The organism is Brasilonema octagenarum UFV-OR1, assembly GCF_963888615.1.
Taxonomy (GTDB): Bacteria; Cyanobacteriota; Cyanobacteriia; order Cyanobacteriales; family Nostocaceae; genus Brasilonema; species Brasilonema sennae.
Genome location: NZ_CAWPKW010000319.1, coordinates 1 through 21540, shown reverse-complemented (window position 1 = coordinate 21540; position 21540 = coordinate 1). Strand labels below are relative to the sequence as shown.

The window sequence follows — 21540 nt, the reverse complement described above, 5'->3', positions numbered from 1 at the left end:
TGGTATAAGAAAATTGCAAATACATAATGTTTAAGCGTTGAAAAAAGGTAAGTGACAACGCAGGTAATTATAATGCAGAAAGCAGTAACTCTAGAGGAAGCTTTAGAATTGATAAAGCAGCTTTCCTTAGTAGATAAAGTGCGCTTGATTTCGCAAGTTGCGCCCCAAATTGAAAGGGAATTGAGAACTGTTGGATCCAAACCGCGAAAGTCTTTGAGAGGGCTGTGGCGGGGTAGCAATATCACTGAGTCAGACATTGCCGAAGTCAGACAGTCCAGCTTGCCTTAATGCTTGTTCCATTAAGGCAAGCTAGTAAAGAGCTTCATCAAATTGTTACTGTGTTCGTTCTGCTATTTTGCGAGCCAACATCTCAAAATCACGATAAACATTTTTTACAGCCTTAGTATGAGCTCCAATAGCACCATCAGCCGGTTTCAAATAAAACATAGGCTTGCGAACCTCCTGAGCCATCGGCATTAGGCTTTGGTAGTTTTTGAGCAAAGCTAGACAATTAGGATCGTTTTCTACAGAGGTGTTGTCGTCCCCAGGCTCATTTAATACAGCGTCTCGGTAAACTTTTGGGATGCGGGCAATCCAACGATTATATGCCTTTACTGGACGATCTAATCGCACTGAGTGCTGTAAAACAACGTAACCAACAGGTTGCATACGACCCTTCGGCAACAATACATCATCCGCCGGGTTTCGGGGAAGTCGGTCTTTCCAATTTTTTCGCCAGCGTCGTAATGTGGGACCAAGGTTGCGTAAGCCTTGCAAAGAGAATAAATCTGGTGAAAGAGGTACAACAACGTAATCCGCTGCAATCAGCGCAGCACGATTGATCGCCCCTAGGTTTGGTCCTAAGTCCATCAGAATTACATCAGCTTTGTGGACTAAGGCTGTCTTCTGCATCATTCTCCAAAAAGCAGATATGACACGAAAAGCACGCTCATCACCATCCATGCATTTTGGCCACACTTCTGAAAGCTGATCCTCAAAACCCGAAAGCGACAGGTCACCTACTAGAAGTGCTAGCTTACTAAGCAGAAGCGACTGCTGATTATCAACATATTCCAAGTGTGGCTCAGCAATATCACCAATGGCTCTAATTAAAGGCTGAACACAACCAAAGACAGTGTTTGGATGATTGCCATCTGGCCAAAGTTCTTCCAAGCGTTCCTCGTCAATAAAGCCAGCAGTAAGATTTGCTTGGGGGTCTAAATCAACGGCAACTACCCGATAGCCTAAATTACAATACATCCATGCCAGGTGATACACTAAGGAGGTTTTACCAACACCACCTTTATTATTGAAGAAAGCAATAGTTGTAGTATTCATGGTCTTCTCCTAAGCATGGCTAGCACATAGCTATCTTCAACCACAAACTCCAGTGGCGGGTTACCGTTCTTTTGAAGTTGCTGACGTGCAAGTTGAATTCCTACCCCAAAGCGTTGAACATAGCCAAGATTTTTCATCGCTTCGGCGAGGTGAGGATTTCGATAATCTGTTATGGCTGGTTGTCCAAAGTTTTGCCTATTTACCTGACCAAAAGGCCCGCCTGGATTTTGAATTTCGATGCGGTCATTGAACCAAGTAATTCTGACTGGCGCATTTGTCCCTTCAAATGTACGGTGCATGACAGCATTTCTTGCCAGTTGTTGCAGAGCAACTATCGGGTAATCAGGCTGCCGAATTTCAACAGCACTAGCAGTGATATCTGTCGCCACTGAGATATGAGCCTGAAAAGTTTCATCTAGCATCCGCAGTAAATCAGGAAGTGGACCGCCTATTTCTTTTTGGTCTTTAATTGGGTCAGTTAACTCACTCCCATCAATACGAAGAAACTGAACATAAGCACAAGGAACAAATTGTCTTGGATCATTACCTATCACCAGTACACCCAAGATAGTTGGTTTGAGCAACGGCTCAACTGTCGCAAATCTCAATGCTGTAAGTTGTTGCTCAACCGAACGTTGATTTTCTTCAAGAACTTCGATGGCTAAGGATGAGGGCAAATAAACTCGACGAAATAAATCTAAATCTAGGTCATCCAAACTAGCGAATGCTATGGATCGAAGATCGAAAGGTAAATCCTTTGAGCGTCTTTTCTCTGCTAAACGACGCTCTTCCTCAGCTGTAGCAGTAGCCCTGCGAGGACCAACCCGTACACAAACACGTCCATTAAAACGTACAGGTGGAGCATCCGATGGTTCCACAATCACAACTGCTAGTTCACATCTACAGATAGTTCGCTTCTGAACAATCATAGATGGGAAAGGCAAGATGTTCCCATCCGAGCGCAAACTCGAAAGTGTAAGCAAAAGCTTATCGTCTATGTGAAGGTTGGCGCAACTGCCATTATCGTTAACACCAATAAATAAAACTCCTGGTTTTTGGTGGTTCGGCAAATCGTTTGCAAATGCACAAATAGCGTCACAAAGCTTTCCTTTGTCAGATATCGAAGCCTTGCGTTCTACTCGGTCTGATTCCAAGTCACTCAGGAGAACTTCCAACTCCTCATCATTCATTTATCCATCCTTTCAAATCTCGCTAGCCTCACTCTATATTCTTCATATTACTTGTCTGTGCCCGATAGTGCTGCAAAACCTGCTTAACATACTCCCCAGTATACGACCGAGAATTCTGGGCCACTTCCTCTGGCGTACCTACAGCAATCACCTCTCCTCCTTTATCTCCGCCTTCTGGTCCCAAATCTATTAACCAATCAGCACAACGAATCACATCTAAATTGTGTTCAATCACTAAAATTGAATTCCCTTTATCCACCAAACGTTGTAACACATCTAATAACTTATGGACATCATAAAAAGATAAACCTGTGGTGGGTTCATCTATTAAATAAAGTGTCTTACCTGTCGCGCGGCGAGAAAGTTCTGTTGCTAATTTCACTCGCTGTGCTTCCCCACCAGATAAGGTTGTTGCTGGTTGTCCAAGATGAATGTATCCCAAGCCAACATCAACCAAAGTTTGCAGTTTACTCGCGGCTTTGGGAATGTTTGTAAAAAACTCCAAAGCTTCCTCAACTGTCATGTTGAGAACATCAGAAATAGATTTGTCTTTGTACTTCACCTGCAAAGTTTCGCGGTTATATCTTGCCCCTTTGCAAACTTCACATTGTACATAAACATCCGGCAAAAAGTTCATTTCAATAACATTCACACCTTGACCACTGCAAGCTTCGCAGCGTCCTCCTTTGACGTTGAAGGAAAATTGTCCCGCTTTATAACCTCTTGCTTTTGCTTCAATTGTTTGTGTAAAGACATCACGAATAATATCAAAAACCCCTGTATAAGTTGCTGTGTTAGAACGTGGTGTTCTACCAATAGGTGATTGGTCAACGACAATAGCTTTATCAATAGTATCTAATCCGTCAATTGCATCTATTTCTTTGGGAAATGGAACTTTGCGCGTCAGTTGATGTTGCAGTGCAGGGTAAAGTAACTCATTAATTAAGGTAGATTTTCCAGAACCAGAAACACCAGTTACAGCAACAAGTTTACCTAAAGGTATTTCGACATCTACATTCTTTAGGTTATTGCGACGAGCATTTTTGATAACTAAACTGCGTCCATTTCCATCTCTGCGTTCAGCCGGAGTTGTAATCATCCGTCGTCCTGACAAATATGCACCTGTCAGCGATTCTTCAGATTCCAGTAATGCTTGCAAGTCACCTTGAGCAACAATATTTCCGCCATGAATACCTGCGTGAGGACCAATATCAACAATGTGGTTAGCAGCACGAATCGTTTCTTCATCATGCTCTACCACAATCAACGTATTACCCAAATCCCTCAATTTTGTTAAAGTTTTCAGCAATCGCCCATTATCTCTTTGATGCAAACCAATACTCGGTTCATCCAAAACGTATAAAACCCCAGTCAACCCAGAACCAATTTGAGTAGCCAGACGAATTCGTTGTGCTTCCCCACCCGAAAGGGTCATCGCCGGACGGTCAAGCGTGAGATAATCTAACCCGACATCCAACAGAAATTGCAATCGTGCTCTAATTTCCCGCAACACCAAATCTGCAATTTGCATCTGACGTTTACTCAACTCCAAGTGATCAATTCTCTCCCGACACTCGCGAATTGAAGTACCAGTCAGCTCCAAAATTCCGTATTGTCCCAAGCGCACCGCCAACGCCTCTGGTTTCAACCGCTTCCCTTTACACACGGGACACGGCTGGTCAATCAAATACTGCTCTAACTTTTGCTTAATTAACTCTGATGCTCCATCATACTGCCTTTGCAACATAGGCAGCACTCCTTTAAACCCTGAGTTATGCTTGTTGTGTGCTTCTGCAGTTGTTTCCTCTCCATGCAAAATCGCCTCCCGCTGTTCCTCAGTCAACTGACACCACAGCGTCTGCAACTCAAACCCAAACTCTTGCCCTACCTTATACAACAATTCTATATAATAGGAATTCTCCTTCTCCGACCAAGGAGCGATCGCAGAATACACAGGTGCTTTGGGATCAGGAACCACCAACTCTTTTGAAAACCTTCTTAAACTTCCAATCCCGTGACAGTGGGGACAAGCACCATAAGGAGAATTAAACGAAAACAAGCGCGGTGATAACTCTTCCATAACCGCCCCGTGTTCCGGACAAGCGAAGTTTTCGGAAAAGACCAATTCTGATCCTGGTTCTTGTTCTTTTGTATCTTTTATAATTTCAATAACCGCAATTCCACTGGACTGTTTGAGGCAAGTGGCAAGTGAATCGACCAAACGCTCTTGCATACCAGGCTTTTTCACAAGTCGGTCTATGACGACTTCAATGGTGTGAGTCAAATTTTTATCTAAATCAATCGCATCAGAAAGTTCTCGCACCTCGCCATTTATCCGGACACGGACAAAACCTTGGGAGGCTAAACCTGATAACAGCTTTTTATGAGTCCCTTTTTTCCCCCGGACAACAGGCGCAAGAATTTGAAAACGAGTGCGATCTGGAAGTTCTAGAATGCGATCGCACATCTGATCTATCGTCTGAGGAGCAATACAGCGATCGCATATCGGACAATGAGGTTCACCCGCCCGTCCAAACAACAATCGCATATAATCGTAAATTTCCGTCACCGTCCCCACCGTAGAACGGGGGTTATGAGAAGTAGACTTTTGGTCAATGGAAATCGCTGGACTTAAACCCTCTATCGCCTCCACATCAGGTTTTTCCACCTGTCCCAAAAATTGTCGTGCATAAGCGCTCAGGGATTCTACGTAGCGGCGTTGTCCTTCTGCGAAAATGGTGTCAAATGCTAGGGAAGACTTGCCAGAACCAGAAACGCCAGTAAAGACAATTAGGCGATCGCGTGGCAATTCCAAATCAATATTCTTGAGATTATGTTGCCTCGCACCGCGAATGCGGATTGTGTTTTGGTTGTTGCTGGAGTTAGGAAGATGTCCATTTAAGGACGTGGCTATCTGCTGGCTATTTGACATATTGGCGGGTTGAGACAAAGCAGTAGGGGCGAAACAGTTCTTAATGTTATCATTGTCAGCTTTACTATGGTAGAACAATAGTACTGCTTTAGGTGATGATTCCCTCCTTTCAAATCGTCCTCGCCAATCACCAAGACGCTTTTTTGGGAATATGGCAGGGAAGCAGAGAAAATCGAACGGGTTATTGGTTGCGTTGGTGGGATGAAACAGGAGAACTCTTGCTGTGGGGTTCGGAGTTAGCAGCTAAGGAACGACAGCGAGCAGAAAGATTAGTAGCTCAACTACGTGCCTTGGGAGTAGAACCAGATGTGTGAACCTTTCATTGAATGACCGTTTGACCAAGGCGCTTCAACGCCCGCAAAACAACATATAGGTCATCACCACGATTGAGAGACAGTGTGTAGGATAGGGCATATTTCGGTTTATCTTGTTTGGTCAAAAACTAGGGGTGTAAGGGGGTAAGGGTGTAAGGGTGTAGGGGATACAATCAGTGGGAGCTTGTACCCACCACTGATTGGAGACCACCAAATCTATGATTTGGTGGGGGCTTGTACCCTTTTGATTCCGGGGCAGGGGTGTACCACAAGGAAAATCCTCTCTTCCCCCCTACACCCTTACACCCCTACTCTTTTATAATGAGGGTATTTTGACAAAAGTATTCCTAAAGATAAAAGCTTTTATGACTATGGGAACTAGAAATACTCATTGTTTTAGTAACCACAGTCCGGATACATCCGGAAAATCCTCAACTTGTGCGAAAAATAAAACGTTCCCCTTGAAGCTTTATTAGTAGAACTATATATCTTTGGAGGTATTAATGCCACATTACTCTACTACTCAGCCAACTGAAGCCTTAAACACTCACTCTCAGGGTACTGCTGATGCCCATACTAATAATCTTATAGGCTTGTCTATCATTTCTTTTCCTTTATTTCTTTTGATGAGTATAATTACTTATAAAAAATATCGTACTACTGTTTACCGTAGAAGAATTGCCATTCTAGAAAAAATTTGGTTGATGGATGTTAAAAACAATACTTATAGACAAGATTAAATACAAAAATAATAAAGTAAGGAAATTTTTGTGCCTCACAGACAGCACTTGCACATTTTGCGCAGGGTGTCTGTTAGGTACATTTTGAATTTCTGCCATGTGGGCGCAAGGCCGCAGCGCCTGTGCGCCCCTATACTCATTTCAAACTGCTACAATTGCCTGACAACAGGCTGACCATCTTTGACTTCGCCTATTAACACCACATCAGCACAGTTAACGAAGATACCGTTTTCCAACACGCCAGGAATATTATTCAGTATTTTTTCTAGTTCCTCTGGATTGTCAATAGTGTCAAATTTGACATCTAGAACCATGTTGCCTTGGTCGGTAATCACTGGACCAGCTTTTTTCACACCCATACGCAGTTCTGGTTTGCCACCAAGTTTTTCAAGTGCCAGGGTGACGGGGCCAACTGCCATTGGTATTACTTCTACAGGAACTGGAAAAACAGAACCTAGTCGCTCAACTAATTTGGCACCATCGACAACGACAATAAATCGGCTGGCGAAATAATCTACTACCTTTTCGCGGGTATGTGCAGCACCGCCACCTTTAATCAAATTTTTTTGTGGATCAACTTCATCTGCACCATCAATTGCAATATCAATGTGGTCAATAGCGTCTAGGGTGGTGAGTGGAATACCATACTGCTTCGCCAGCACTTCTGCTTGAAACGAAGTGGGGACACCAACGATATCTTTGAGTTCGCCGGATTTGAGGCGATCGCCTATAAACTCAATCGCATATGCTGTCGTTGATCCCGTACCCAACCCAACAATAGAACCTGATTCTACCAAAGCGGCAGCGGCTTTGCCAACTTCCTGCTTGCTCAACTTTACGGGGTCTGTTGCTGCTGTCATTCCCAATGCTCCTCAAAAACTTGCTATAGAACATAGTAGAGGGCAACGCTGTCGTCGTAGAATCCGTTGCCACATTGTCAAAAAAGGTACTGCTAAATGGACGAAACAACTTATATTTCAAGATGTTAACCGTGAGGCGATGCTCACTCGGGGGAGCCGCGCAAGGCGCGATCGCCCAAATTTGCTTCCTTTGGTTTACTTTCGACTATCCCCCGCTGCTTCTCCAAAAGTCGCGTTAAGAGTTTCCTAGTTCTTTCTTATTCAAAGGAACTCGAATCAGTTGATAAGCCCCGCTTGTACCCAACTTTTCGTAATCAGTTGGCTTTAAGTTCATTTCAGGAAACTTTTTGAACTGAGCAAGAACCAACACTGAGGGAGGTTGTGTTTTCTTGGCAGCTTTGTCTTGAATATATTGTGCAGCTTTTGTAGATATTTTGACGTAATTTACTGGTTTTTGAGTATAGAAAACTACGCTTGGTTTTTTGAAACCCACCATCATAAGTTCTTCATTGGGTTGTTGTGCTTGGACTGCGATCGCAGACAATTCCCGTAAAGGTAGCTGACGTTCTTGATCTATCAAAAACAAACAAGGCGTGAGAACAAAAACTAAAAACGCCGCAAACGCCAATACATTCACCATTAATACTGGTTGATAATAACGACGCACCAGTAAAGCCGCCACTATAAGAGCGCAAACTAGCCAAATCACACCTCCTAGTACTGATAAGCCTGACTGTTGAAACGACTCAGAGAATTTAGGTGCGGCGGGATCACGTATTAACTGAGGAACGTAAAACATTGCGACTGCTAGGACTGATAAAAATACAACATTCACCCAACCTGTCCACAAGAAGGGACGATTAAGAGAATCAGGAGAATATTGCTGTGTGATCTTCTCATCCTTAAGCAAGTCGCTCCATAACAAAGCTACCAAAATAGCTGCTGCTGGCATTAAGGGCAACACATAGCTGGGGAGTTTGGTGACAGCAGTGGTGAAGAAGCCAAAAACACCAATAAACCAGACAAAAGCAAATAAACCGAGTTGACTAGAGCGTTTTTGAGAACGCCAGTACTTTGGTTGCCAAAATTTCAGCCTTGCCATTGCCAAAGGCAAGTACACTGAGTATGGAGCAAAACCTACTAAGACAACGAAAAAGTAAAAATACCAAGGCGCTGAATGACGGTTTACTACACTTGTAAAACGTTCAAGATTGTGATAACCAAAAAATGAATTAATATAATTTTCACCATTACGCCAAATAACTAGCAGATACCAGGGTACTGATAAACATAGAATAATGAGTAAACCTGTAAGGGGACGCATTTCCCGTAAAATTGCTTTTGCATTTCCCAAATAAAGCACAAATATGCCGATAATCAGCACAGGTAAGACAATTCCTACTGGTCCTTTGGTTAAAATTGCACCCGCAGTCAGGACATAAAAAGCCAAATACCACCGTGCTTTCATTTCTGATTGTGAAGGTTGGGCATAAGCGAGAAAAAAGCACAACAACGCCGAGTCCATGCAGCCAACCAGCAACATATCAGAAACACCCGTTCTGCCCCAGACAATCATTTGTGAACTCAATGCCATGACAGCAGCTCCCAAAGCAGCCGTTAACCAGCGTCGAGTTGGGCGAGTTGTTCGCTCAAGGTAGTCTTGTCTTGCTAAATGCCACTGTATAGTGTAAAATGCCAAACTAATTAGTCCTGTAGCAGCAAGCGCTGAAGGCAAACGGACTGCCCATTCATTGACTCCAAAAATCCAGTAGGCGATCGCCTGACACCAATAAATTAAAGCCGGTTTATCAAAACGAGTTTCACCATTGAAAAATGGAGTAATCCAATCACCTGTAACAAACATCTGGCGGGAGGCTTCAGCAAACAGTGGCTCTGTCTCATCAATCAAGCCAATACTGCCCAAATGCCAAAAGAATGCCACCCCAGCAATTAAAACTAACCATAAAATCGACAGAGTCACAGCGAAGACTCGACGTTTGCCCATATAGTCATTAATCATTAGTTATAAGTAACCAGTCAACAGTCTAAATGCTAAATTAATCAACATGACTTTGGCTCAGTTTTTCGGTTCCAGGTGTTCAAGCTTAACGACTAATGATTAATGACTCAGGACTCAGGACTAAGGACTAAGAATAAGTTGCCATTCTTTGTTTTGAGAATTCCAACTTGGTAAGAAAGTTTCTCCAACAACATATGGGCCCCAGTAGCGACGGGAACCATCCTGCGCAAAGGCAACTAAAATATCTCCCGTCTCCAGTTCTAACTTACCGTTTGGCAAAGCTAGAATCATCCCCTTCTCACTACCTTCTTGTGGAGCAAAATCCCAGTGTGCAGGGACAGCATCTTTAGTTTGTCCAGAAGAAGAGCCTTTCTTTAGAGAACGTCGTGACAGTAGAGCAAGACGCACAGGTTGGTTGGTTTGGTTGCTCATTCGTAAAGTTCCTTGATTAGCTGCTTGCCCACTTGATCCCTGTTGATATGTCATAACGGTATGCTTGATCCCACCACTGCTACTTTCGACTTGATAACTTTTTGTAGATACTGAGGAACCAGATGATGATGCTGCGCTCTGTTCCTGATGTGTTTGAGCAGACGGTAGAGAAGAAGCTTCTAATTTTGTGGACTCGAAGGATACACTCTTCTGACGGCATCCCATTGGTAGAAACAGCACTCCCAACGAAAAACCTACCAGAATAGCGTGACAACACACTGGCGGGTTCATGGTAATATATTTTACTGGTAAGTATTTATAGTGTCGGCTTGAGCAAGTAACAGCCCAATAGCGGTAAAAGCAATCTAAAAAAAATTGCCCACCCAAGGCTGTCTGGTAACTAGTGCGTGAAATATATCATGTATGCTTCTTAAAGCAAAACAACAAGGTTATTGCTCACAATGAAGAAAAGTATATATTTTGTATGATTATTCAAAACCTAACAAATAGCCACAATACTATTTAAGCAAGCATATGCACTTGCCAGAGATCCTCCATACGGCATTTGCCAGCAAGAAATCCACAATCAATTACCCAGCCTCTGGGCTAGGCATCAACACTAATAACCGTTTTCTACACATTAACCAATAACTTTAGGACATTTTATTTTTTGAATCCCCCTATATAAATATGTCATGATTTCTTGACTTTACCTTAAAACTAGCCCTCATAAAGTGCTTACAGCAGAACAGATGAAAATATTTCTCCCGCCTCCCTAACTCCTTGCTGCTTGTGCTCGGGTGCTCGGGTGCCCCCTACTCTCCTACACTCTTAGTCATTGCGGAAGTCCCATTCATGCAAAACACACGCTTAAACAACCTATTTAATGCCATTGCATTACGCTTGCGGCTATGGTTTTTCAATCCTTGGCGACGGTTTTCGGTTTTGATAATTAGTTGTTTATTCGGTTTTTTTTTGGGAAGCGCAGTTGCCACCACATCTGGACAAACTGCTGAATGGGACATTGTTGTTGCTGGAGTGTTATTGACATTAACAGAAGTCGGCAGCCGGATATACTACGGTCGTAGCATACGAGAGCGACAGGCGCTTTGGGTAGAATCTCTCAATATCCTTAAAATCGGTTTTATGTACAGCTTGTTTCTGGAAGCTTTCAAGCTTGGTTCGTGAACGGAAAAGGGAGAAGGGAGCAGAAAGAAGGGAGAAGGGAGCAGAGAAAAATTATTTTTGACTATGACTAACAACTAATGACTAATGAAAATAATCTTTGGCTATCTTTAGCAAAACAACTAGTATCTAATCACCAACAATTGGGGCGTCCGTTCATACAAGGTATTTTAGGAGGACAGGGAACAGGCAAAACGACGATGTGTAATACTCTGTGCGCGATTCTCAAACAGTCGGGATACCGTACGCTGAGTTTATCTTTAGATGACTTGTACAAAACACATGACGAGCGCTTGGCATTAAAACAGAAACAGCCGCGCTTAGTTTGGCGTGGTCCTCCAGGAACACACGATGTAGAATTGGGTTTAACAATACTGCAGCAAGTCCGCCAGCGCAAAAGTCCTGTTGCAGTTCCCCGTTTCGACAAATCTCTTCATGCAGGTGCTGGCGATAGAACGACTCCAGAAATTGTAGAGAATGTAGATATTGTCTTGTTTGAAGGTTGGTTTGTGGGTGTACGACCAATTGAGCCTACTGCGTTTGACACCGCACCGCCCCCTATCATAACAGATGAGGATAAAGCGTTTGCCTGTCAGATGAATAGCAAACTCAGCGATTACCTACCACTGTGGGAGCAGTTAGATAACCTAATTTTGCTGTATCCCAGAGATTATCGTCTTTCCTTAGAGTGGCGCAAACAAGCGGAACGGCAAATGATTGCTGCTGGTAAGTCAGGAATGAGTGAAAAAGAAGTGGAGCAATTTGTGAATTACTTTTGGTGTTCTTTGCACCCAGAATTGTTCATCAATCCGTTAGTTAAATCTCCCACATTTGTTGATTTAGTTATTGAGGTTAATAGTGACCACTCATTTGGTGCAGTCTATCAACCAAATTATGTTTAGATTCGATGGCAAAATCCTCACAAATTAATTCTAAATTGCATCTCCTGGTGTACGCTTTCCAGCTCCTTTTGAGTACTATCGAATTGTTGTGTTGTAGTATGTAATACTTCTTTTGTCTCCTTTAGTTCCTGAGTCACCTTTACCAGGGCTGAGTTTAAGCGTTCAATTTCATCCTCTAACAATATATTGCGGGTGACATCAATAAAAGTCAGGTTTGTGCCTAGGGCCTTACCACTCTCATCTGATATTAGTGTGGTGTAGATGTTTAGATAAGTTGTGTGATTATCAGTAACCCACTCTATATGTTTGGGGCCCAGCGACGAGTGGCTATTGTCTGAACCTGCGGTACGGCTGCGCCGAACGGCACTGGGCTTCGCCCGATCGCGATCAAGCTGATTGATAAAAGTGGATGGATTGATAAGTCGCGCTATCTCTAGATCTTCCACTTGCGCACCAATATGACTGATGTTCAAATTAAACAAGGTGTTAGCCTGTTCATTAGCCAGAAGCAGGCGACCACTGCGATCCACTGCTAGCTGGGCTAATGGACTAGCAAGGAAGGCTGCTTTCCACATCTGGATTTGGGTAGTTAGAGGGTTAACTGCTTTTTTGGTGTCAGTCCGGGGTGCCAGCAGCAGGTGATCCTGTAAAGTGAGATTTTGTCCTTTCGCAAAAATACGATGCTTCAAACTGACAGGTGTGAAGATATATTTGTTGTTGGTCAAGCCTTCTGAGTTACCTAGGAAAAGAAAGCCATTATCACACAAGCCAAAATGAAAGCGAACCAGAGTTTTTTCCTGGGTTTGGGGTTTAAAGTATATTAGCACGTTGCGGCACACAACCAGGTCAATTTTGGACATGGGCGCATTGTTCGTCAAGTCATGGACACCAAAAATGATTGTGCGACGCAGTTTGGAGTCAAAAACGTAGCGTTGCTGGGTTTGCTCAAAGTATTTGGACAGTAGGTCACTCGGAATGTTTGCTACCTCTTTGTCGCTATAACTTGCTTGCCGCGCCTCAGCAAGTGCATCTTCATCTATATCTGTGGCAAAAACTTGCACTCGCTGCAAACATTGCTCGATACCAAGAGCCTCAGCTAGCAACATAAGCAGTGTATAAACTTCCTGTCCAGAAGCACAGCCAGCACTCCAAACTCGGATTTTTTTATCCGACTGCTTGCGTGTGATAATTTGGGGAATGATTTGGTTCGCTAAATAATCCCAGGAATCGCTATCACGAAAAAAGCCAGAGTAATTAATTAAGATCGTGTTAAACAGAGAAACACATTCGTCTGAATTATTTTGTAGATATTGCAAGTAGTTCCCGTAGTTCTCGATTTCTAACTGCTGCATACGGTATTGCACCCGACGCACCAAAGTTCCTTCCTTATAACCACTCAGATCGTAACTACAGTTTTGCTTGAGGTAGTCCAGCAAAGCTTCAAACTCTAGTTGGCTCTCTGATATACTCATGTTAAAATTTAGTCCTAGTACTCAAGAACTACTTAGGGATTAGCGTTTGTAGACAGATCTCTGGTGTTAGATTTGAGTGCTAAGCGTTTGTTATTAGCCTCTTGTTGACACTAAACTATTATTTATGGTAAAACAGCTTCGTTAAAATTAAACAACATTAATTTTTTTAAGGCGGTTCTCATAAAGCCTCGCCGGCTGGTGCGATAACTGGTGAGTGATAATTGATAACTGTTAAAAACTAACACTAATAAGCGCTAAGTTGACAGTAAAAGTTGCACCTTGCCCAAATCCAGGACTTTCGGCGTAGATGGTGCCACCGTGGAGTTCTACCAAGTGACGGGCGATCGCCAGTCCCAGCCCTAGCCCTTTAATAGATTGACTCTTTGAACTTTCTGCTTGACGAAAACTGTCAAAAACATGAGGCAGAAACTCGGCACTTATTCCGCAGCCAGTGTCACTTACCTTGATCTGGGCTTGATTTTCTATAACATTAAGACGTATCTTAATTCTTCCTCCTTGAGGCGTAAATTTGATGGCGTTGGTCAGTAGATTTAAAACAATCTGCTGCAAACGGTCTGGATCGCCTTGAACTATTATTGGTAAAGGGTCAAGCAGACACGTCAGCTCAATGTCTTTGGTTTTTTGGGTTTGATGCACTGTGGCAATCGCCGTTTCAATCACCGATTGCAGTTCAACAGGCTCAAGGTTAAGATGCAGTTTGCCTGCGGTAATCCGTGAAATATCCAGCAAGTCTGATATCAGTTTAGCTTGCAGGGTGGCATTGCGCTCAATTGTCTCCAGCGATTTCATCAGCATAGAGTGACTGGGCGGATTTGCACGGAGTAATCGCGTCCAACCGAGAATGGCAACCAGGGGGGTATTCAGTTCGTGGGACACTATTGACAGCATCTCGTCCTTTCTGCGGCTGGTGGTTCTTTCCTGGCGGAGTGCTTCAAGACGCAGGTGTGCCATCTGGAGATGAGCATTTACACGGGATACCAGTTCGGTGGCAGAGAAGGGCTTGATTAGGTAGTCGTCCGCCCCAGCTTCGAGTCCTTCTACCACCGACTCAACGCCTGCACGGGCAGAAAGCAGGATGATGGGAACTTCTCTTGTGCATGCCTCAGCCCGCAATGCTTTGAGCAACTCCAAGCCGTCTAGCTGTGGCATCATCACATCACTCAGTACCAGATCCGGCACTCGCTCTTGTGCCGCCGCCAGCGCCGCTGCTCCATCCCCAACAGCTTGGACTTGCACGTGTTCGCTCAGTATCCGCGTCAGGTAATCTCGCATGTCGGCGTTGTCATCGACTAGGAGAATGCGGGGTGAGGGAGATAGGGGAGATGAGGGAGATGAGGGAGTAATTTCTTCCGCACTTTCCCCACCTTCCTCTGCTCCTTGCTCCCTGTTCCCTGTTAAGCGTTCCCTGTTCCCTTCTTCCGGTAGCCAACGCTCAGCCTCCTGAACATAAGGATCTGCACCGATTCCTGTTGATGCTTGAGTACGTGTTGCTGAGATACGGTCATTTGGCAGGTGAGCTGTGCCCAAAGGAATAGTGACGGTGAAACAAGTTCCCTGTCCTATGGTGCTGCTCACGTCTACGGTGCCACCATTTAGTCGAATCAGTTCATGCACCAGCGCTAGACCAATACCAGACCCTTGATGAGTCCTTGCTTTTGTTCCTCGTATCTGGTAGAATCGCTCAAACAGATGGGGCAGTTCCTCAGGTGAAATCCCTGTGCCTGTATCTTCTACCTGTAACTTTACATGACGCTGATCAGCAAGATGCAGCCTGACGGCGATTTCACCTTCAAAGGTAAACTTAAAGGCGTTGGAGACCAGGTTGAGAACAATTTTTTCCCACATTTCACGGTCTACGTAGACGGGTTCTGGCAACGGTGGACAATCGACAATCAGCCGTAGCCCTGCCCGCTCAATGGCGGAACGAAATACACTGGCTAGCTCAGTTGTCAACAGTGCCAAGTCTGTCGCCTCGTATACCGCTTCCATGCGTCCGGCTTCGATGCGCGAGAAGTCGAGTAGGGTATTGACCAGTTTCAGGAGTCGATTTGTGTTTCGATGCGCCAGTTCCAGTCGTTCCCGTTGAGGAGGGGCGAGGGGTGTGGTGCGATCGTTCAAGGCATCTTGTAGGGGAGCCAGCAGCAACGTTAACGGCGTGCGGAATTCGTGAGAAACGTTGCTGAAGAAAGTGGTTTTGGCGCGATCGAGTTCGGCTAGAGATTCAGCACGTTGGCGTTCTTGTTCAAGGACAGATTGTTCTCGAACTCGCTGCATTTCTGATTCACGGAGGGCAGCTTCGGCACGGGCACGCTCTACGGCTGCCCAAGTGCGATCGGCGGTTTCTTCTAGCAATGCGATTTCGCTTGGAGTCCATTGGCGCGGCACAGACTGATGAATGCTCAAGATTGCCCGCACTTTTTCATTTTTCAAGAGCGCCACTCCAACGGCAGCCCGCACCTGAATGGCATCGAACTCTGTCTTTGCCTTCGCCGAAAGCTGCATATCCACGTAAAGGTCATTGATCACAACCGTTCGTCCGGCGCGATAATCCGTGAGCAAATCGGAGTCAAACTCGGAAAATTTAATCTGTGCCACAATTGGGGAAAGTCCGTCGGCATAACCCGAACCGATCACGAGTGTGTCATCGTCATCTAAGACTTCACCGTAGAAAGCACGATTTACATTCAGATAAGCGCCTAGCGTCTGCATGGCTGTTTCCTGCATGGCAACGGGATCGCTTAAGGGACGCAGTGCATCCGACAACTTCAACCGGAAAGCATCCGTCTCAGCAGCGTAGCGCAATTGTTCTTCTGCACGTTTGCGATCGGTGATGTCATTAAATACAACCGCAACTCGTCGAGTGTCATCACAACCGACTTTAAAGACATAAAAGTCGTACCAAATTTGGTTAGGTGCGGCGTATCGCTCTAGCCGTTCAGCTTGACCCGTTTGGGCAACGCGACCAAAGATCTCGTACCAATATTCTTCATAGTTTGGATTAATTTCTCTCAGTCGCTGCCCCCGAAAACTTTGCCCCGTCATGCGAACTGCGGCTGGATTCTCATCAATATAGAAGAGGTCAGTGGGCTGATCGGTTTCGTCAAAAATCACGTCACAAAGGAAATACCCTTCGTCCATTGAGTTGAACAGCGATCGATATTTCTCTTCCGACTGGCGCAGGTCTACTTCGGTCCGGGCGCGTTCGATTCGGAGCCAAACGCGCGCGGAGATTTCCCGCAAAAGCTCGATTTCATCCTCGCGCCAAACCGAAGGCTTGCTGCGCGCGACGCCCAGATCGAAAACCCAGCGTCCGTTGCTTAAATAAGGCGTGTTGACGATCGAAGCGATGTCGAACGCCTCAAATGCCGCGATCTGTTCGGGCGAACGCGTTCCGTCGCGCACGTCGTTCATGACCATCGAATGCCCGGTGCAGAGCAGGCGGTGTTCCTCTTCGGTGTGGTAATCGGCGAGTATGTAGCTCCCGCTGATCTCAAGCTGCCCGGCGGGACGGCTGGGGAGCAGATATGTGCATGTGCCTGCCTCTGGGTAAATCTCAACAAACATGTAGCGCGACAGATCGAGATGTTCGGCGATGCGTTTGCCCGCCATTTCCATAATTTCTTTGGCAGTGGCAAGCGGCGCAAAATCGTTCATCAAACCGGCGAGGAAAGCGAGATTTGCTTCGCGGCGTTTGCGCTCGGTGATGTCAGTGAACAGAAGCGACACGCGGTTGTCGCCCGCCACGCTGACGCGCAGCGCGTAAACGTCATACCAAATGCCCATCGCTTCGGTGTATTGTACGAAGCGCATCGGCTGACCCGTTCGGGCGACGCACGCGAACCGCTCGAACCAGAGGCGTTCGAGGTCGGGCTGAAACTCGCTGATGCGCTTACCGATTGGATTGATGAAGCCGGTCTGCTGCTCGAACGCCGGATTCGCTTCTAGATAAATCCAATCAACCGCGTTGCCCTCGTCGTCCTCGATTAATTCAAAAATGCAAAAGCCTTCATCAATCGAATTAAATAAAGTGCGGTATTTTTCTTCCGATTCGCGCAGGGCGACTTGGACTTGCCGCTGCTCAATTAGATCAGCCGCTTGGCGGGCGAGTAAATCGAGAAAGCGCAGTTCGCGATCGCTCGGTCGATAGTGTTTGCGCCAATGCGTTGAAAACATGCCGATCGCTTTACCCGAACGAGCAATCAGCGGCGTGGACTGGGCACAGAGATAACCTGCCTCCACGTGCACTCGGCATGAACCGTCGGGGTCTTCATTTTCTGGCACATCGAAATCAACGAAGGTGCGCTCGCCCGTTACCAGTGCAATGCCGCAGGACGTATTTGAACTGGCGTTGACGCGGTAGAAATGCTCGATCATATTTCGCTCAAAGTCCTGGGTAGCGAGCAGCACCAGTTCTTGCGTTGCTTCATCGAGAATTTGCACCGTTCCGGCATCTGCCCTCGTGAGGGCGATCGCCGTTGCCATAATCTCTTGATAAAGCGCCTGAATGTTGCCTTCGGTGACGAGCCGTGCGCTCAGGTCACGCAACAGTTGTGTATCTTTAAGGTCTTGAGCGATCGCTGCTTCGGTTTGTTTGCGATCGGTCACATCACTTGCTGCTCCGAACCATTCAATGATTTCACCCTGCTCATTCAGCATTGGGATGGCGCGCGAGAACGTCCAGCCGATTGTGCCGTCCTGTTCAATAACCCGATGTTCCAACTCAAACGTGCTCTTGGTTCGGATGGCTTCTTGGATGACAGCCCATACCTGCGGCTGCTCCTCCTTGGGAATATACGTTTCAAGCCATGTGTGGCTGGGGTTCTCAGTGCTGGCGAGGATGTTCTTACCTTCGAGGTTACGCATCTGACTCCAATCTGCGCTCATTCTGTATATTATGTCCGAGCTAGCGGTGACGAATAAGCGGAATCGTTCTTCGCTCTCGCGCAAAGCAACTTCTGCTTTTTTGCGATCGGATATGTCGTAAGAGACGGCAAGCACAGCATAAACTTCGCCGCTTTTCGTGCGAAGCGGAGTTCCGCGCGATATATACGAGTGATCGTGTGCATTGTGCTCATGCTCAAACGACTCACCCAAGAGAGCCATGCGGTATAGCTCCTCATACTTGGCGGTTAATTCGGGCGGCATCGCCTCGAAAATGGTTTTGCCGACTAAATCTTCTCTTTTGAAACCGGCGGCATAGAGTGCTTCGCCTTCGGCAAGCAGATAGCGCAGATTGCGGTCAACGACAAACGCTGCCCCACCTGGCAGATTCTCAATCAACGTCCGCAAACGTTGTTCCGATTCGTGCAAGGCTGCTTCTGAGAGCTTGCGATCAGTGATGTCAAGCGTTACACCGATAGCGCGATCAACTCTACGGTGTTCTCCCTCACCCGTGAAGAATACCCGCCCTTTATCGAGTAGCCAACGCACTGCTCCATCCGTCCGCACGATGCGAAACTCGTGCTCGTAAGCTCCGGAAGCATCTGGACTGAGGAATTGATGGAATTTGCCCAAAGTCTGCTCCTGATCTTCGGGGTGAATGAATTCAGATAATCGATTAAAGGTAATTTCTGCGTCTTCCGGCAAGCCATGAATCGCTTTCAACGTTGTTGACCAGTTGATTTGATCGGTTTGCGGAATATACTCATAGGTACCAAAAGTGGCAGCATCGGCAGCCAGCTGTAGCCGTTCTTCCGATTCGCGTAACGTCTCAAGCACAGTCCGCTGCTCATGAATATCGGTGGCGGTTCCGAACCATTGAATAATGCATCCTCGGGCGTCAAAGACCGGACTTGCCTGAATCAGAAACCAGCGATAGTTTCCGTCTGTACCCCGAATGCGGTGTTCTTGTCGCAGGAGACGACGCTCATTCACCGCGTTCTGAAAATTGGCGAGGGATTGGGCGCGATCCTCGGGATCAATCACCTCTAGCCAGCCATAGCCCTGTGCCTCTTCCATCGTTTGCCCGGTGTAATCGAGCCAGCGCTGGTTGTACCAACTGGTGTTGCCAGTTACGTCATTGCGCCAGAGCATATCGGGCACCAGGTTGACAAGAGACTTTAAGTATGCATTATTCTCGCGTAATGCTTCTTGCGATCGCTTGCGTTCAATAATTTCAGCTTCTAGGGCAGCATTGGCAGCAAGCAATTCCCTCGTTTGTCGCTGATTCAGAAGCAACGCTGCTGCTGTAAAGTCTGCCAAACTCGTCATCACCCGGACATCTTCACTGTCAAAATGTCGCTGCTCATCGTGAGATACAATCCAGATGGTACCAAGGGCATGGTTATCAGCGGTCAGTGGTAAGACTAGGCTCTCAACAATCTGTGCTTCTGCCTCTTGAAAATAGGTGAAATATCGACCGGGATACGAATAAAGCTGAGGAGTACCCCGATCAAGGCACGTTCCACAAGGACTAAAGTTGCGGGGTGCGGTGTTGCCTACGTACTGTTTTAATGTTCCTGCTAAAACAATCCAGCCAAAGACTTCTTCACCACTCGGAGTTGTCTGTAGCAAGCTGACTCCTACGCTTTGGGCAGTGCATAAGTCCAGTGCCATGTCAACCAGATTTTGGAGCATTATTTCCGGCTGATTTACCAACTGCCGCGCCAACGCATGCAATGCCTGATTTTCTGAGAGCAAGTTTGGGGGACGAGGGGTTCGGCGGGATAACTCCTCGGTAATGACAACATCGTCTAATGTGACTGTTTCTGGTTGAGGTCGTTGCATGGCGCTTATGGCTTGGGCAATTCGGCAAGAATTTTATTCACCCTTACGGGTTCGGCACTTCCTTCAAGTCGGGGAACCCGCCCAACGGAGTGCCTCACTCGCAATTGAAACGATTTGAATTTCCATAACACGACACATCGGTTTTGTAGTTTTTTCAGTAGTTACAAATTCCTCTGCATCAACAGAAAGTGCAGCAGCAATGTGAAGCGCGTTCTACCTATTGTTTATTATAGATTGCTTTAGGTAGGGTCTCTAGCTGGATGAAGGCGCTTGAAGCAAATTCGCGATCGCGAGCGCTGAGAATGCGAAGCGCACTAAGTGAACGGGTTGTATCGCCACGAGCCGCCGCAATAAGCACACCCTTCGGGTTCAGCAGTCGCCTGCGGAGGGAAACCCTCCCGCAGCGCTGCTTCACCAGAATGAATGAATGTTCGAGTCATCTAGTCTTTTTCCCGCCAGCCGCCGCGACGCTCTGCGAGTTCCTGTTCAAGTTCCTCCTCCTTTAAGCAACGATACGTTGACGAATTTCCCACAGCTTTTTGCCAAGGGGAGTTTGTGGAACGAACTCCGGCTGAGGTTTAAGAGATTGTGCGAGTTGAAGCACTTGATCTTGGGCAACGAACGCTAGAGAGTTGGCGCCAATATTCGAGTAGCTGTTCTTCTTTACTCATAATCAGCGTTTTTGGATAGCTATTTTGATTTTATTTTTTTATTTTGCTACTTTGTTACCATTAGCCATCTACCCTAATAGGTGAAGTCAATTGTTGCCACTGGCTAATTTTATGGGAAGCGTTGAGAATTTCTACACCAATCACATTGCCTTGTTGATCATAGTCAAGAATGACTCCAGACTGCTCTTGGTCGCTTTCTTCAATTGGTGCATCTGACCAACGAATCCGTAGAATATCTTGCTCTGTGTCGTATTTAGCTTGCATATTCTTTACCGAAGATATTTATTGATTTTGCTAGTTCTGTAGACTGTCACTACTCTAATAGGATTAACTTGATCGTTGACATAAGCTCTGAGCAAGTAGGTTTTTGGCGTTGGCTGCTTCAAATCTTCCTTGATATACCTTTAAGTTGTCCTCCTCTACTACTTGTTCGGGTTAGTTAAGTACAAGTTCTATAACCTCTAAAGGTATATTTCTTTCTACAAGTTCTTCTTGGGCATGGATAGATAGCTGAAAATCCATTGTCTTTTGCCATATTGCCCTGTCAAACTAACGGCAGCTTGACGGTAAACGTTGCACCTCGTCCTTGCCCCTCACTGGCTGCCTCAATTGTACCGCCGTGGAGTTCTACGAGTTGACGAGCGATCGCCATTCCCAAACCTAGCCCCCCAGGCAAATGCCTACTAGTACAGCACGGCGTAAGTTAACCAGGTATTACTGTGGGAGAATGAGTAATT

The 21540-nt window shown here is 45.9% G+C and carries 14 protein-coding genes and 2 pseudogenes; 5 read left to right on the top strand and 11 right to left on the bottom strand.

Annotated features, from left to right (window positions below; genetic code table 11):
• The first annotated feature begins 72 nt into the window (after nt 1–72).
• A complete protein-coding gene (locus AC5590_RS28535) occupies nt 73–288 on the top strand; it encodes a hypothetical protein (RefSeq protein ID WP_169266690.1) in 216 nt (71 codons plus the stop codon).
• Between the two features lie 45 nt (nt 289–333).
• Here the strand turns inward: AC5590_RS28535 and AC5590_RS28530 are convergent, their stop codons facing one another.
• Genes AC5590_RS28530 through uvrA form a run of 3 tightly spaced genes read right to left on the bottom strand, consistent with a single transcriptional unit; the run spans nt 334 to nt 5460 of the window.
• Nucleotides 334–1338 carry a ParA family protein gene (locus AC5590_RS28530; protein WP_169266689.1) on the bottom strand — a complete coding sequence of 335 codons (1005 nt, stop codon included), beginning with the start codon at nt 1336–1338 and terminating at the stop codon, nt 334–336.
• Nucleotides 1335–2528: an ATP-binding protein gene (locus AC5590_RS28525; protein WP_169266688.1), complete on the bottom strand. Its 1194-nt coding sequence runs from the start codon at nt 2526–2528 to the stop codon at nt 1335–1337. The genes AC5590_RS28530 and AC5590_RS28525 overlap by 4 nt, the downstream gene beginning before the upstream one ends.
• A 28-nt stretch (nt 2529–2556) precedes the next feature.
• A complete protein-coding gene (uvrA, locus tag AC5590_RS28520; RefSeq protein ID WP_169266687.1) occupies nt 2557–5460 on the bottom strand; it encodes an excinuclease ABC subunit UvrA in 2904 nt (967 codons plus the stop codon).
• Nucleotides 5461–5600: 140 nt separating this feature from the next.
• Between uvrA and AC5590_RS28515 the strand changes: the two are divergent.
• Together AC5590_RS28515 and AC5590_RS28510 are read left to right on the top strand one after the other, a co-directional pair.
• Nucleotides 5601–5774: pseudogene (locus tag AC5590_RS28515) on the top strand (Uma2 family endonuclease); the annotation flags it as partial.
• Between the two features lie 503 nt (nt 5775–6277).
• Entirely contained in the window at nt 6278–6514 is a 237-nt protein-coding gene (locus AC5590_RS28510) for a hypothetical protein (protein ID WP_169266686.1), read from the top strand.
• A gap of 149 nt (nt 6515–6663) precedes the next feature.
• Here AC5590_RS28510 and rpiA read toward each other — a convergent pair whose 3' ends face one another.
• The 3 genes from rpiA to AC5590_RS28495 all read right to left on the bottom strand — a co-directional run bounded on the left by rpiA (nt 6664) and on the right by AC5590_RS28495 (nt 10117).
• Nucleotides 6664–7374 (bottom strand): ribose-5-phosphate isomerase RpiA, encoded by a 711-nt coding sequence (rpiA, locus tag AC5590_RS28505; protein ID WP_169266685.1) that lies wholly within the window; start codon nt 7372–7374, stop codon nt 6664–6666.
• 235 nt (nt 7375–7609) lie between these two features.
• Nucleotides 7610–9394 (bottom strand): ArnT family glycosyltransferase, encoded by a 1785-nt coding sequence (locus AC5590_RS28500; protein ID WP_169266684.1) that lies wholly within the window; start codon nt 9392–9394, stop codon nt 7610–7612.
• Between the two features lie 120 nt (nt 9395–9514).
• Complete coding sequence (locus AC5590_RS28495; protein WP_169266683.1) at nt 9515–10117, bottom strand: hypothetical protein; 603 nt, start codon at nt 10115–10117, stop codon at nt 9515–9517.
• 564 nt (nt 10118–10681) lie between these two features.
• On the opposite strand from AC5590_RS28495, the gene AC5590_RS28490 reads away from it, so the two are divergent.
• Nucleotides 10682–11014 carry a DUF565 domain-containing protein gene (locus AC5590_RS28490; RefSeq protein WP_169266682.1) on the top strand — a complete coding sequence of 111 codons (333 nt, stop codon included), beginning with the start codon at nt 10682–10684 and terminating at the stop codon, nt 11012–11014.
• 77 nt (nt 11015–11091) lie between these two features.
• A complete protein-coding gene (locus tag AC5590_RS28485) occupies nt 11092–11913 on the top strand; it encodes a glycerate kinase (RefSeq protein WP_169266681.1) in 822 nt (273 codons plus the stop codon).
• Between the two features lie 17 nt (nt 11914–11930).
• Here the strand turns inward: AC5590_RS28485 and AC5590_RS28480 are convergent, their stop codons facing one another.
• The 5 genes and pseudogenes from AC5590_RS28480 to AC5590_RS28460 all read right to left on the bottom strand — a co-directional run.
• Entirely contained in the window at nt 11931–13385 is a 1455-nt protein-coding gene (locus AC5590_RS28480) for a CheR family methyltransferase (RefSeq protein WP_169266680.1), read from the bottom strand.
• A 231-nt stretch (nt 13386–13616) separates the two neighbouring features.
• Nucleotides 13617–20132 (bottom strand): ATP-binding protein, encoded by a 6516-nt coding sequence (locus AC5590_RS28475; protein ID WP_248277298.1) that lies wholly within the window; start codon nt 20130–20132, stop codon nt 13617–13619.
• A 314-nt stretch (nt 20133–20446) separates the two neighbouring features.
• Nucleotides 20447–20572, bottom strand: a complete 126-nt coding sequence (locus tag AC5590_RS28470; RefSeq protein WP_282453079.1) for a hypothetical protein — start codon at nt 20570–20572, stop codon at nt 20447–20449.
• 291 nt (nt 20573–20863) lie between these two features.
• The gene (locus tag AC5590_RS28465; protein ID WP_169266679.1) at nt 20864–21067 is read right to left on the bottom strand and encodes a DUF2283 domain-containing protein; all 204 of its coding nucleotides are present in this window, start codon (nt 21065–21067) and stop codon (nt 20864–20866) included.
• Between the two features lie 280 nt (nt 21068–21347).
• A pseudogene (locus tag AC5590_RS28460) lies at nt 21348–21473 on the bottom strand (ATP-binding protein); the annotation flags it as partial.
• Between the last annotated feature and the right edge of the window lie 67 nt (nt 21474–21540).